Annotated in this window: 11 protein-coding genes; 8 read left to right on the top strand and 3 right to left on the bottom strand. The window is 36.3% G+C overall.

The features are described 5' to 3' along the window. Positions 1–375 carry a response regulator gene (locus tag AC6H33_RS01935; protein ID WP_497605294.1) on the top strand — a complete coding sequence of 125 codons (375 nt, stop codon included), beginning with the start codon at positions 1–3 and terminating at the stop codon, positions 373–375. Here AC6H33_RS01935 and lon read toward each other — a convergent pair. Both lon and bamD read right to left on the bottom strand, forming a co-directional pair. Next, a complete protein-coding gene (gene lon / locus AC6H33_RS01930; RefSeq protein WP_497605293.1) occupies positions 372–2,783 on the bottom strand; it encodes an endopeptidase La in 2,412 nt (803 codons plus the stop codon). The genes AC6H33_RS01935 and lon overlap by 4 nt on opposite strands. After that, positions 2,773–3,735: an outer membrane protein assembly factor BamD gene (gene bamD, locus AC6H33_RS01925; RefSeq protein ID WP_497605292.1), complete on the bottom strand. Its 963-nt coding sequence runs from the start codon at positions 3,733–3,735 to the stop codon at positions 2,773–2,775. The genes lon and bamD overlap by 11 nt, the downstream gene beginning before the upstream one ends. A gap of 122 nt (positions 3,736–3,857) precedes the next feature. Between bamD and fliW the strand changes: the two genes are divergently transcribed. The 7 genes from fliW to hpf all read left to right on the top strand — a co-directional run bounded on the left by fliW (position 3,858) and on the right by hpf (position 11,727). Continuing rightward, positions 3,858–4,238 (top strand): flagellar assembly protein FliW, encoded by a 381-nt coding sequence (gene fliW / locus AC6H33_RS01920; RefSeq protein ID WP_497605291.1) that lies wholly within the window; start codon positions 3,858–3,860, stop codon positions 4,236–4,238. Between the two features lie 171 nt (positions 4,239–4,409). Further along, positions 4,410–4,670 (top strand): hypothetical protein, encoded by a 261-nt coding sequence (locus tag AC6H33_RS01915; protein ID WP_497605290.1) that lies wholly within the window; start codon positions 4,410–4,412, stop codon positions 4,668–4,670. Positions 4,671–5,239: 569 nt separating this feature from the next. Beyond that, positions 5,240–9,142, top strand: a complete 3,903-nt coding sequence (locus AC6H33_RS01910; protein ID WP_497605289.1) for a hypothetical protein — start codon at positions 5,240–5,242, stop codon at positions 9,140–9,142. Continuing rightward, positions 9,136–9,753 (top strand): type II secretion system protein, encoded by a 618-nt coding sequence (locus tag AC6H33_RS01905; protein ID WP_497605288.1) that lies wholly within the window; start codon positions 9,136–9,138, stop codon positions 9,751–9,753. Before AC6H33_RS01910 ends, AC6H33_RS01905 begins: the two co-directional genes overlap by 7 nt. After that, positions 9,753–10,670 (top strand): type II secretion system protein, encoded by a 918-nt coding sequence (locus tag AC6H33_RS01900; RefSeq protein WP_497605287.1) that lies wholly within the window; start codon positions 9,753–9,755, stop codon positions 10,668–10,670. Before AC6H33_RS01905 ends, AC6H33_RS01900 begins: the two co-directional genes overlap by 1 nt. Continuing rightward, positions 10,646–11,119, top strand: coding sequence for a hypothetical protein (locus tag AC6H33_RS01895; protein WP_497605286.1), 474 nt, complete (start codon positions 10,646–10,648; stop codon positions 11,117–11,119). The genes AC6H33_RS01900 and AC6H33_RS01895 overlap by 25 nt, the downstream gene beginning before the upstream one ends. A gap of 65 nt (positions 11,120–11,184) precedes the next feature. After that, complete coding sequence (gene hpf / locus AC6H33_RS01890) at positions 11,185–11,727, top strand: ribosome hibernation-promoting factor, HPF/YfiA family (RefSeq protein ID WP_497605285.1); 543 nt, start codon at positions 11,185–11,187, stop codon at positions 11,725–11,727. Between the two features lie 48 nt (positions 11,728–11,775). Here the strand turns inward: hpf and recG are convergent, their stop codons facing one another. Beyond that, positions 11,776–13,593, bottom strand: coding sequence for an ATP-dependent DNA helicase RecG (gene recG, locus AC6H33_RS01885; protein ID WP_497605284.1), 1,818 nt, complete (start codon positions 13,591–13,593; stop codon positions 11,776–11,778). Positions 13,594–13,620 lie beyond the last annotated feature (27 nt).

Here is a 13,620-nt window from a genome sequence, read left to right as displayed (position 1 = left end):
ATGTCAAAAGAACTAGTAATATTAGCCGTTGATGATGATTTGATAAACCTCAAGCTTCTAAAATCGATGTTAATGAAAAATCCAGATATTAAAGAGGTTTTAGAGGCTAAAAATGGGGCAGATGCTGTTGCTTTTATTAAATCAAGAAACGACATCAGTCTAGTGCTTTTAGATATTATTATGCCAATTATGAATGGGCTAGAAGTTCTAAGAGTAGTTAGGTCAGATGAAAATATAGAACAAATCCCAATAATAGTACTTACAACTGATGAGACTAAAAAAACAGAGGCATTAGAGCTAGGAGCAAATAGTTTTTTAATGAAGCCTATTAGAAGCAATGAACTTGCTGAGAGAATGGAGTCACTTCTAGTTTAAACTAGAATGTGACTAAGAACCTCTTCAATTCTACTAACTCCAACTATCTCTAAAGACTCTCTAACTTCACTCGGAATATCTTCTAAATCTCTCTCATAATTTTTTATAGGAATTAGAACCTTACTCATCTCTGCCTTATGCGCTGCAATAAGTTTTTCTCTTAATCCACCGATAGGAAGCACATCACCACTAAGCGATACCTCTCCCGTCATAGCAACTTCTGAGCGAACTTTTCTGCCACTTAATATAGACGAAATGGCGCTAACTAGAGCAATTCCAGCACTTGGGCCATCTTTTGGAGTTGCACCATCTGGAACGTGTATGTGTAAGTCATACCGCTTGTAAACTTCACTTGAATCAATTTTTATCTTATCTTCTATCTCTTTAGGGGTAAGCGGTATGTTTATATCATCAATTTTGAGTTTTTTAGTATCTATCAAAGTCTTTACTACGCTGTAAGCAATGATAGCTGACTCTTTCATAACCTCGCCAAGGCTTCCAGTTAGTTGCATGGTACCTTTACCCTTTATACGGATGCTCTCTATCTTTAGAACATCTCCGCCAACAGCGGTCCATGCAAGACCGTTTACAACACCTAGAACTGGTATTTTTGATGTTTTTTCAATCTCAAATACAGTCTTATCAAAATAATCTTTAAGATTTTTTACACTCAAAGATACTTTTGTTATCTCTGGATGTTCTAATATCTCACGGGCAACTTTTCTCGTCATATTGGCAATACGACGACGAAGATTTCTAACACCAGCTTCTCTCGTGTAGCTATGAATCAACTCTTTGATAGCTGCCTTTGATATAGTTACCTCTGACTTTTTAAGTCCATGTTTTTTTAGCTCTTGTGGTAAAAGATAACGTGAAGCTATCTCTAACTTTTCTTGAGGAGTATACGAGCTGATTGCTATAAATTCCATTCTATCACGAAGTGGTGCGGGAATATTTCCTATATCATTTGCTGTTGCTATAAAAATAACTTTAGATAAATCAATGTTAAAGTTGAGATAATAATCTCTAAATTCACTGTTTTGTTCAGGATCAAGTACTTCTAAAAGAGCCGCGGTAGGGTCTCCTCTTCCAGTTTTTGCAACTTTATCTATCTCATCTAAAACAACAACAGGATTCATCTTTTTGGCATCGATAAGTCCTTGAACAATTCTCCCAGGCATTGCTCCAACATACGTTCTTCTGTGTCCACGAAGTTCATTTACATCTTCTAGCCCACCAAGAGCTATCCTAACCAATGGTCTCTTTAGCGCCTCTGCAATAGAGTTTGCAAGTGATGTTTTACCAACACCAGGAGGTCCGCTAAAGCAGATAATCGCTCCTGCTCCACTCTTTATCCCTCTTAGCTCCATAAGCTCTTTAACTGCAAAAAACTCTGCAATTCTCGCTTTTGGTTTCTCAAGCGAGAAGTGATCTTTGTCAAGTTGAGCTTCAACTTCACTAATCTTTAGCTTTTTCTTGCTCTCTTCTCCAAAAGGAACCTCAAGCGCCCAGTCGAGATATGTCTGTGTCATAGAAGCATCTGATGAGTCTGGATGCATACGAGAAAATCTCTCTATCTGCTTATGTACCTCTTTATACGCTTCAGCACTCATCTTATCTTTTTTTGCTTCAAGTTTTTTTCTATACTCTTCTAGCTCTTCATCTCTTGAAGTATCACTTCCAAGCTCTTTTTGAATCTGCTTTAACTGCTCTTTTAAAAAGTACTCTTTATTGACTTTTTCTATATGTGTATGAACTTTTGAGCGAATCTCTTTTTGAAGTTTGTTTGCTTCTATCTCATCAATTATATGCTCTATCAAGTCTAAAAATCTTTTTTCTGTATTTGTCTCTACAAAAAGCGTATATGCTTGCTCTTTTTTTAACTTTACAGTGCTGCAAATCAAATCAATTATGCGGTTATAATCATGATTTTCTTCTATTGTTCTTAATAAATCTGGAGGAAAGTAGTTACTTACAGCTGCAAGTTTTCTAACTTTTTCACGTAAAATCTCAAGTATCGCATCAATCTTTAGAGCATTTACACTCTCAGATTTTATGACGTCAACATGCGCTGTTAGAGGATTTTCATCTATTTTACCAAAAGTTTTTGCACGAGCAAGACCTTGAAAAAGCACTTTAACTCTTCCATCTGGCAGAGCTACTTTACGCATGATAGAGCCAACAACACCAGCATCATAAAGAGATTCAAAATTTCTCTCTCCCTCATGCGAAGGCTTTGTTGGGCATACTATCACTAAAGAGCCCTCTTCTATGGCTTTTGTAGCTGCTTTTATATTGCTCTCATCACTTAAAAAAAGTGGTGCTATCATAAATGGGTATAAGAAAATTTCATCTTCTGCTATAACGGGTATGTCTGCAGGGAAATTACTATAATCACTAAGCTTCATGGCTTATTGTTTCCTTTTTTAAATCGCTATTGTATGAAAATGGATTAAGAAAATCATACCAACTAGAACCATCTTCTTCTTTAACTTCAATTTTTGGTTCTACTTCATTGCTAGAGAATGGATTAAACATATCGTACCAACTAGAACTATCTTTTTCTATCGATTCAACTTTTGGTTCTACATTTGTTTCTACTTTTTCTGCCTCTGGCTCAACTGTTTCTGCTACATCTTCTTCAGATATAGAGTTTCTTGAAACAACACTTTTTGTATCTGGTATCATAAAAGCGTACCAGCTTGAAGTTCCATCCCCTTCAAACCAAGAGCGGTACCAAGGTGCATTTGCTCTATCTATATCATCTAAAACTATCCACGACTGAGGATTTACTCCTCTATAATAAGTAGCAGCTTTTGGTTTATCTAGTCTCTCATATAGGTCTGAGATCTCTTCATTTAAAACAAATTGCGCAAGATAAAGGCGTGTAAGCATGGTGTCAACAACTTCTAAATACATAGACTCTGGATATGTAAGTTTAAAAAGTTCGCCCTGTGCTATCGCTTCATCTATCAATACTTGATCACGTCTTGGATTTGGAAGTGCTTTGTATTTTGCTTTTATTTTTAAAAACTCAGCATCTTCTTTCTCGTTTGGTGTTGCATACCTTTTAGTATACTCATCTAAAAAGTGCTCACTAAGCAGATACTCTTCTTGCTGCATATGTGCGATTGCAAGTATCATTGTTGCTTCTGGCAGAAGCGGCGAACCGATATGCTCTCCTTGAAGTGAACTGTAATAGTTATCAGCACTCTCCAAATCTCCGCTAGAAACTTGCTCAATTATCTTGGAATACCAATACATTGCAGGTTTGTTGTACTCTTCTATATTTTTTGAACAACCGCTCAAGAGTAGTAAAAGCGAGGCAAAAGCGATAAGTGTGTAGTTTTTTAATATCATTGAATATTATCCTCATTTTAAATAGGGTGTTATTTTATCCAAAAGATATACAACGCTCATTAAACTAGGTACATTTTATGCTTAAAGTGTTACAATCAACAAAATTAAATATAAGGGTTTTTATGAAATTTGATATCTGTGTACCTATTTTAGGCTTTGAAAATATAAAAGAAGTTACTCTGGAAAAAATAGATGACGCTTTTATGCGTATGCAATCTTCTACTGATGAGCACATATCTTTTACTCTTATTAATCCTTTTGTTTTAAGAGAGTACGATTTTGAGATACCAGACGCAACTCAAGCACTGCTTGAAGTAGATGAAAAGTCAAATATACTTATTTTAAATATTATTATCATTCAAACTCCAGTAGAAGACTCTTTTGTGAACTTTATCGGTCCAATGGTATTTAACACAGACAATAAAAAAGCTGCGCAAATAATATTGTCTGAATCTACAAAATATGGTGTTGCAGAGAAAATTTCTGCTTATTTGAAAAAATAGACTTCTACGTATATCTTTTAGATTGCTCCGTGCAGTCTAAACCCAAACTACTTCTCCACAAACTTGGCAAAAAAAACTCATTCAGTAATTTTTAAGTACATCTATTTGTATAATGTAAAGATTAAGTGTATAAATTTTCTTGATTTTATGAGCAAGTAGAAGGAGCCAAAGATGAAAACAGTTACATTAGAAATAGAAGATAGCAACTTTGAGCAGTTTATGACGATGATAAGCTTGTTAAAGAGCGATGTCATTAAAAAATTTGAAGTTCAAAAAAAAGAGGATAAACTAGTCGTAAATAGTGACCCCATGGTTCAGGAGCTTCAAAAGCGAATCAAAGAGATTGATGATGGTGTAATGCCCTTGACACCATTTCAAGACGGAATGGATGCGATGATGCAACGCATAAGAGCAAGATATGCAAGTGTATAAAACAGATCGGTTTTTTACTGAACTAGAAGCAATTGTTGATTTTATTGCCCAAGATTCATGGATAAGAGCTGAAAAATTTAGCAATTTACTTAGTGAACATATTATGAACCTAATCCATTTTCCCTAAAAATGCCGACAGTCTCAAAAGTCAAGCGATGAGAATATCAGAGAGTTGATATTTTTGGGGAAAATGAGTGGGAATGTTTGGAGTTTAAAGACGATGCGGTCGGGATCAAGCTCTATTCTTTCAGTAAGTAATGCAGTATGTGATTTTAGAACTATCAATAAAAATAACAGTAAACAAAGATTTTTTATTGTAACAGCTCCATCTACTGGAGGGACGATAAGCGCTGAGAAAATTTCTGCTTATTTAAAAAAGTAGATTATAAAATTTTTTATATTTATCGTACGCCAACTATATCATGAAGAGTGAAACATTGGCGACTTCTTTCTCTTGTAGTAATCTTTTTAATATAAAAAAAATTATTATTTTCATTCTATTTAAGCATTCGCATATCATATCTTTGCTAACATAGCTTAATTTGCTATAGTATAATGGAGAAAGAATCATGAAATCTTTACATAAAATTTTATTAAAATTGTTCTTTGCACTGTTTTTAAGCACTAACTATTTAATTGGTGCGGCTAATATGTGTTATGAAAAGCCAGTAACTAGTGGTTTTATGTGTTTTGGTCTTTTTGACATTGGATGTACAACTACAACAACCATTAAAAATATTAGTAATTCAAACATAAAAGATACTACCATACTTCATGCCTTCAGTGGCTTTGAATTCGACTTGGCCAACAAAATAGGTATTGATGGACAAGAGAAAACTACAAAAAAAGATGCTGATGCGGCAGAAGTTGAATCAACCTTAAATAGCTACATAAACTTCAATAGCCTTATAGACTTTAATATGTTTGGCAAAGGTATCGTGTATCGAACGGATGATTATGCGAAAGGAACAACTCATAGTATCTATTACAAAAATACCATTTCTATGGGTTTTTCAGCGGAAGCATACTATGCTTCATACAAGATAGGAAACACCGAGTATACAGAGAAGTTAAGCCTTTGTGCTGACTACACCAAAGATAATCCTCGTGATTTTGAAATAATCTTTAAAGATAACATCAATGGAAATATGAAAATCATTGGTAACTCTATTTTATGTAAAAAAAATGGGAGCAGTTGTTCAGAACCAGATAACGATAAAAACAATAACGAATTAGACACTTTATTTTATAAATTAGGAAGCGATAGTTCTGACTCCTCTATCGTAAACTCTACCTCTTATACTTTTGCTCTGCCAAGCGGCGTGAATAAAGAAAATATTTTATGGGCAGCTCTCTATTGGCAAGCTGGGATAAAAGGGACTGCTTCGAGTACTGACATGGAAGATGTTCAAACAATAAAGTTAAAAGCACCTGGGGACACCTCATATAGAGAAGTCTCAGCAGAGACATACAATAATCGCTTCAACTGGATAAAAAACACTACGAGTACCAGTGCCATGTATTACCAAGGAGTCAAAGAAGTCACTTCAATTTTAAGAAGTGCAGGAGCAGGTACTTATCAAGTTGCAAATATTAATAATATAGTCAGCCCTGAAGGTGAAGCTTATGGTGACAATTATACACCTGGTCATTTTGGAGGCTGGTCCATGGTTATAGTCTATGAAGACCCTAGCGACACTTTGAAAAACATTACCATTTATGATGGCTTTGGTGCTGTTAGCAGTAGCAAATCTGTTGAAAAAACGCTCTCTGGCTTCTTAACTCCAAGTAAAGGAGCCGTCAACTCCTCTTTTATGATTTTTGCGAGTGAAGGAGATATAAACTACAAAAAAGATAAAATCTCCTTAACAGACAAAAGCAACACAAAATACTATCTAAAAGATGACGGAACGGCATCTAAAACGAGTGGTAATTACAATCCTATGGGCTCATCTATTACACAAACTGGCAGTGATACTCGTGCTCCAAACTATGGTAATGTAATCGGAATTGATATAAAAACTTATGATGTTGGTGCCTTAGGAATTATATTAAACAGCCAAACATCTACCACAATTAACTTAAGCACTGGTGATGATGTGTACAACCCTGGGATTTTTGCATTTTCCACACAGCTTTATACTCCAGATGTCTGTTATATTGAAGATCTTTCGTTTAATGGTAAAAAGATAGAAGGTTCAAACATACCTGAAACAGGCGATGAAGTAGAGTATGAAGTAACCATAACAAACAAAGATAATGAACCTGCAAAAGGTGTTTTTATAGAAAAAAGATTTAATAAGCCTAATGAAATCACATACATAGACGGCTCAATGCAAATAGCCCCAATTCCTGGGACAGCATACAGCGCTAAAACAGATACAATTGGGGATGACACCGCAGAATACTCCACAGGTGCAGCAACTGCAAAATTTTTACTTGGAACTGGTGCTACACAAGCTTCAGGTGGAACCATTGACAAGGGTGCTGAGACTAAGTTTAAATACAAAGCAGAGGTAGGTGATCAAAACGCTAGTGAAAACATCTACCTAGTAAGCTATCGTAATAGCCAACTAGATATAGATTTTACTGGGATTCCTATACGAAAATGTCAAGATTTTAACAACAGTTTTGGCGTTTACATTCCAGTAATTGGAAAATACAATACTGTTCGCTCTAATTCTGGTATTGATTTAGTAAGTGGTCCAGACCCAGTTGACCCAGCTGATGTAAAAAATGCTCTTTATACTCAAATAGTTAATAAGCCTTTTGATGTTCACGTAATCTCATTTGCTAATGACAACATTACTCCGACATCATGGAGCGGAGATTTAAATCTATCAATAGTAGAAGTACCAAGCAGTGGAGATTGTTCAGATGCGAATACTCTGCTATCAACTACTAGTGAACTACATTTTTCAACTGAAAAATATAAAGAAACAACAGTAACTCCAACTGCAGCCTCTAAAAATGCACTATTTAAAATGGTTACTAGTGCAACAACGGTATGCTCGAGGGACTCTTTTGCTATTCGCCCAGCAACATTTGAAATAGTCGCAAACGATCCGCCACTTATCGGCAATCGCATACATAGTTTTACATTTACAGCGGCCCATGATGGAGCACCAACAACTCCTGCACTTAATTATACGCAAACAATTCATAACACCGTAGATAAAAGTGCTACAACACAGCTTATAGTTCCTGTTGGATGTGCATTGCCAACACCTATCGAATACACAAATGTAGGAATTCCGTTTGTTGATGGGCAAGTTACAGCACTTGTTACATATCCTAATATCGGGAATATAGAGTTTAAGCTTACAGATAGCCAATGGAGCACTGAATCTTCAGATCAAACCAAAGGCGATTGTCTGGTTGGCAGCAAAGAGAATACACCTGATGGTGATGGTAAAGTGGGATGTAATGTTGAATCAACTAAAACTTTTACATTTATTCCAGAAAAATTCACTTCCACATTAACACTAGCTAACGCAAACAATATTGGAGGATTTACATATATTGCAGATGAGCAAATAATGTCTGCACCTCTTACGCTAAGCGCAACTGCATCTCTTGATGGTGGTGGTGCCGCTACAAACTATACAGCAGGATGTTTCTCTCGTGATACAACCACAAACATCTCTTTAACAAACAATCAAATTCTTTCTTGGAGTGATTCTCAAACAAGAATTAAGTTTTTTGATGACTTAAACTCTACGTCACAACTACTTAATCAAACTGGAAGTCAAGCTACTTTCCTAACAGGAGAGGGAAACTTTACAAATGGAGTCGGCGTTACAACATTTAGAATCAATTTTGATAGAAATCAAACAAACCCAGACAATCCATTCAACATTGCTAGAAATGATTTTAACATTACACAAATAGCTGATGCGGATGGTGTTACAGGAAGTGATTTTAACAGAACAAACGATATGAACGCCACTTTTGTTTATGGGCGAACAAATGCTTCAAAGCAAAGATATCAAAGAACTGGAGTAAATCTAGGAGCTGGAGGACCTGCAAACATATACTTTGAATCATTCTGCTTTGGGGCTACGTGTAACCCAGCACTACTTCCAAATGGAGCTGCATCGAGAAAAATAAGTGATGCAAGATGGTATATAAATGATAATCACGTCTCTGCAACGGATGGCAATGTTACTATTGTTCTTCAAAAAGGCGGAGCAAATGCGGTTGCTGATATTGTTGATGCAACAGACAATCCTGATGCAAATCCATCTACTACTCAAATTGGCTATGATGGAAGTAAAGCTTACCCATATAAAACAACTATGCAAAATGGCGCTTCTCCTTGGCTGATTTACAACGAAAGTGATCCGACTGCTACTAGAAACGAGTTTCAAGTAGAATTTGACAGTGTTAGCGGATGGAGCGGTGCTCATGAGACCAACACTACTACAACAAATAACCTAGGAACTAGTACAAACAGGAGAGTAATTTGGTAAGAACTAAAAAAACTCTTAGCAGAGCAGCTTTTACTTTAATAGAGCTTGTTTTTGCGATTATCATTATGTCTATAGCTATTGTATCTCTACCTATAATGATGCAAATAAATGCTGATGGTGTTGAAAAAAGTATAGCACAGGAAGCTATTTTTGCAGGTTCTGCTGAACTTATGGGTGCTACTTCGTACTACTGGGATGGAAGATCTACTGAGGATTTTGCTATAAGCGGTTACTCTAGAGTGGTTGATGTAGATGGTGATTGTGATCCTACTACTAGGCAAAGACCAGGTCATGTGAACAGAAGATGCCTTGATAGTAATGCTGTTGGAACAAACTATACGGCACATGATAATACCTTAGGATTAAATGCCAGTTTTCATAACAAGGGCGGTATGTTTGATAATGCTGCTGCAAATGCCACTGGATATAAAGATCTCTATACAAGTGATATGAATATAACTAAAAGCAACGACATAAATGGTGTACTAAGCAACAATGTAAAAGAATTGATTGTTAGTGTGTTCGATACTACTAATCCAGACCACTTAACAAGACTACGTATTCGCAGCGCAAACATCGGCGAAGTTGAATACTACAAGAGGAGATTTTGATGCCTAGAGCCGCTTTTACTCTCCTAGAACTTATCTTTGTTATTGTTATCATGGGGCTTCTTGCCAACTATGGTGTTGAGTTGTTATCAAAAGCGTATAAAAGTTTTATCTTTACAAAAGTAAACAACTCGCTTCAAGCAAACAGCGCAATGGCGGTAGAGACTATCGCATCAAGACTACAGTACCGCATAAAAGACTCTGTAATCGCTAGACAAACAAATGGCAACTTTCAGGCAGTGGCTGGAAATACTGTTTTGACTGCCCCTATCTTGGAATGGGTAGGCTATGATATAGAAGGCTTTAGAGGCCAGAGTGCAGCAGCGCCTGTATTGCCTCTGTGGAGCGGGATTGTTGATATGGATTTATCTGGCACGACGGCTCTAGTCTCGCCAGGAACAAATACAACAGATATAAACACTCTCATAGGAGCACTCTCAAATGGTACAAGCGGTATCAATGATGCGGCTCTATACTTTATAGGTTCAGATAGCGATGCCCAAACTGGCTATGGATGGAATGGTGCACTTGCCACACAAGATGGAGCTATGCACCCCATAAGAAGAAGCGCCGTTGTTGGAGAAGAAAATCGATTTATCCCTATAAATGGAGCAACAGGTGCGGATAACAACTTTACTGGGGTTGATATTTACGAATACTATCAACTTGCGTGGAGTGCTTACGCAGTTGGCATACGTGACTATAATTTGACAACATACACAGGTACTCTTACATTGTATTATAACTATCAACCATGGAGAGGTGAGACATATTTGGCAAACGGAACTGCCATAACACTAATGGATAATGTAAGTACATTTAGATTTATGGCGGCTGGTTCTATTTTAAAAATAGAAGTGTGTGTAAAATCTGATTTAATGGAGGATTACTCTTTATGCAAAGAAAAAACAGTATTTTAGAGTTTAACTCTTTGAAAAGCAAAAAGAGTCTCCAAAGACGCTCTGGCTTTGCTATGATTATGGCGATAATAGTAATCATCATAATAGCGACCATAATGACTCTCTCACTCTCTCTAACGGCACAAACAAGCAAAAGAACTGTTGATGTATATATCTATGAACAAGTGGCTCTTCATGCAAAAAGTGCGGCTGAGTTGGCAATGCTCAAGATTGCACAAAATGGTTGTACAAATAATTTAGCTACAACTTTGGATGGAATTTATGACGTAAATGTCTCTATGCGCTATATATATACTGGCGCGGTTGGAGGTTGTACGAACTACTTTAACATAGCAACGCCAGAACAAAATGGCTCTGTTTTAATGGATATAACTGTTAGCGTCAACACTGATCAAAACATAACTACTGAGCCTATAACTTACTACAGAAGAACAATCCAAAAGCTCTAAATTGTAAATATTGTAAACCTTTTAATGCTATAATAATTTATACTTAGAGACTAAAGGATAAAACTATGAATATATCACTAACTGGGCGCCATATTGAACTAACCGATGCTATCAAAGCACATATGAATGCCTCGATACAAACACTTAGCAAATACAACATGGATATAATCTCTGTTAACGTAATAGCGTCTACTCAAACAAAAAAAGGCAAAGACCACTCAGTAGTTGAGTTTGTGATAAATCTAGCTCATAAAAACTCAATTGTTATTGAGCAAAATGATCAAGATTTATATGCCGCAATTGATATGGCGATTGCAAGAGCACAAAAAGCTATGCGTCGCATACATGATAGAGAGAGCGGACACCACAAAGATGGTATAAATGAAGCAAAAATTCAAGCAAACGTTGGCATAGACCTACATGAAGCGAGTGAAGCTATGGAGGATGAAATTATTCCTGTTGAGTTGGCTTTATACAAACCTCGTGAAGTTGAAGATGTACTAAATGATATAAAAGAGAACAAAAAACTCTTTGAAATTTTTATAGATAATGACGGCAAAACAAGAGTTCTATACAAAAGAAACGACGGTAAATTCGGGCTTTATTAGCAGTTATGCAAAAGGAGTTTTCTCTTTTTGCGTACCTTTTTAAACAAATCAACCACTTAGCAAATCATCTCTTACTCTTTTTACTATCTCAGCGTCTTCTGCCAAGTCAACCCACCTGAACTGATTTCCGCTTTGATTATGTCCTCTTAGCAAATCTCCGCTTTTTCTAAATCTTAAATCAAGATTGGCGATATCAAATCCGCTTGTTGTCTCAACAAACTTATCCAAACGCTCTGATGAGTTTTGGTTTGTGTATAAAAAACAGTACCCCTTAAGACCTGTTCTGCTGACTCTTCCTCGGAGCTGATGAAGAGTTGAGAGTCCCAATCTCTCCGCCCCAACTATTACAACTGTACTAAGGCGACTCAAAGAGATACCAACTTCTACAACGGTAGTAGCGATGAGAATATCTCCCTTTTTATCAAACTCAACCAAAACCTCTTCTTTATCTTTATCTCTGCCGTGAGTTACATAAACATTCTCAAATCTACTCTCCCAAAAACCTCTCGCCTCATCAATACTTTGATACTCTAAAACTTCACTCTGCTCAACAAGTGGATATACAAGAAGAACTTGATTGCCAAGAGCTATCTCCTCTTTTATATGTTCTAGTAGCTCTTTAAAATCACTTTTATGTATGACTCTGCTCTTTATCTCTTTTTTAAAAGGTGTTGAAGTTATAAGTGAAACATCTATATGAGCGCTCTGTATCATTGCTTGTGTTCGTGGTATCGGGGTTGCTGAGAATTGTAAAAAGTGAGGTTTTGTATCTCCCTGTCTACTCCCTTTATCTTCACTGCTTACTAATTTTTCAAGTAAATTTCTCTGTTGCGTTCCAAACCTATGCTGTTCATCAACCATAATAAGAGTAGCCTCTGGCAACTCTCTATATAAAAGAGCATGGGTGCCTATGATAAAATCATTCTCATCTAACTCAATATTCTTATTTTTACCTGTAACCAAAGCTATTCGCATCATAGGAAGATACTTCTTTGCCTCTTCATAAATTTGATTTGCGAGAATCGTTGTTGGTGCCATCAAAACTGAGCGCCTTGGATAGTTCATCAATGCAGAGGCTAAAATTACCATAGTTTTTCCACTTCCAACATCTCCTACTACTACTCTTCTTGATGCAAACTCCTTATAGAAATCTCCTCTTATATCCTCTATCGCTTTTATTTGCTCCTCTGTTAGCTTAAATGGTAAAGTTTGCATCCATGTTTCATACTCACTTGGCATGATTGATTGAGAGCGATAGTAGCGTCTTTTATTTGCCAATTCTCTCATATAGACAAAAAGTTCTATATATTTTAGTGCTTCTAATGTTTTTTCATCTAACTCTTTTAAATTTGGTATTACGTTATCTGGAGAGTGCAGTTTTAAAATTTCATCTGCTATATCTTTGCTAAGTCCATCTAGAAGTAAGTTTTCTTTTGTTAAGCTGTTTTGCATGAGCCTGAGCATCACATCGCTTCTTAGAGCCGATTTGTATTTTGGAGTTATTGCGCCAATTGTTGTTACTTTTTTTGGCATATTTATACTACACAATCCACCTCTACACTCAATCATTCCATAGTAGTAGTCTCTCTCGCCAACTTTAAATTGATGCATCATATATGGTTTTGGACGAAAAATAACACCCGTAACTGTATGTGAGAAGTTATGTGCAAAAAAAGTAATCTGAAGTGAGTTAGGAGCCCTATATACTGCCTCAACAGTAGCGTCAATTAGTTGCATAGAGTGTGGTTGAAGTTTATAGCTAAGTCGCAAATCTTCATAATGGGATGGGATTATCAAAGAGAGCTCACTATAACTAGTTATGCCTAGCTTTTTAAACTTCTCTTCTTGCTCTTTTGTAATGTTCATTTCAAATCCTTAGTACCAAATACTATC

Source organism: Sulfurimonas limnophila, assembly GCF_059705345.1.
This window is presented reverse-complemented; position numbering and strand designations above follow the sequence as displayed.

What these genes read in the sequence shown, in the direction of transcription:
- AC6H33_RS01935 (WP_497605294.1), top strand. Translation starts at nt 1, where the DNA reads ATGTCAAAAGAACTAGTAATATTAGCCGTTGATGATGATTTGATAAAC.
- lon (WP_497605293.1), bottom strand. Translation starts at nt 2,783, where the DNA reads ATGAAGCTTAGTGATTATAGTAATTTCCCTGCAGACATACCCGTTATA.
- bamD (WP_497605292.1), bottom strand. Translation starts at nt 3,735, where the DNA reads ATGATATTAAAAAACTACACACTTATCGCTTTTGCCTCGCTTTTACTA.
- fliW (WP_497605291.1), top strand. Translation starts at nt 3,858, where the DNA reads ATGAAATTTGATATCTGTGTACCTATTTTAGGCTTTGAAAATATAAAA.
- AC6H33_RS01915 (WP_497605290.1), top strand. Translation starts at nt 4,410, where the DNA reads ATGAAAACAGTTACATTAGAAATAGAAGATAGCAACTTTGAGCAGTTT.
- AC6H33_RS01910 (WP_497605289.1), top strand. Translation starts at nt 5,240, where the DNA reads ATGAAATCTTTACATAAAATTTTATTAAAATTGTTCTTTGCACTGTTT.
- AC6H33_RS01900 (WP_497605287.1), top strand. Translation starts at nt 9,753, where the DNA reads ATGCCTAGAGCCGCTTTTACTCTCCTAGAACTTATCTTTGTTATTGTT.
- AC6H33_RS01895 (WP_497605286.1), top strand. Translation starts at nt 10,646, where the DNA reads ATGCAAAGAAAAAACAGTATTTTAGAGTTTAACTCTTTGAAAAGCAAA.
- hpf (WP_497605285.1), top strand. Translation starts at nt 11,185, where the DNA reads ATGAATATATCACTAACTGGGCGCCATATTGAACTAACCGATGCTATC.
- recG (WP_497605284.1), bottom strand. Translation starts at nt 13,593, where the DNA reads ATGAACATTACAAAAGAGCAAGAAGAGAAGTTTAAAAAGCTAGGCATA.